Annotated in this window: 1 protein-coding gene; it reads right to left on the bottom strand. The window is 62.2% G+C overall.

Annotation, left to right across the window (positions count from 1 at the left end; all coding sequences use genetic code 11):
• Positions 1-31: 31 nt before the first annotated feature.
• Positions 32-241 (bottom strand): hypothetical protein (locus HMPREF0519_RS14165; RefSeq protein ID WP_003637243.1); only part of this gene is annotated, 210 nt, incomplete at its 5' end.

The raw sequence follows: 241 nt of genomic DNA, 5'->3' as shown, positions 1-241 counted from the left end.
CGGAATCCGGGTCGGAATTTCGTTGACCAAATCATCGCTTGCCTTGACGAGCAGTTCCAGATCCCGTGGTCAGCAGATCGCCTGCGTCTTCGGGGTCGATCGAGAGCAGTTCGAGAAACCGCTCCGCCACGGTCTTGGCGCGCTCGGCCCCGTAGACGGAGGTCGCGGGCGGACTCTGGGCAATCGCACGATGGAACAGACCTTCGGCGCTCGGACAGGTCATGAGCGTCGTGATGGATCC

Source organism: Lentilactobacillus hilgardii DSM 20176 = ATCC 8290 (assembly GCF_000159315.1).
GTDB classification, from domain to species: Bacteria; Bacillota; Bacilli; order Lactobacillales; family Lactobacillaceae; genus Lentilactobacillus; species Lentilactobacillus hilgardii.
Note: the sequence above shows the minus strand (reverse complement) of the source record. Positions and strands in the feature narration are given on the sequence as shown.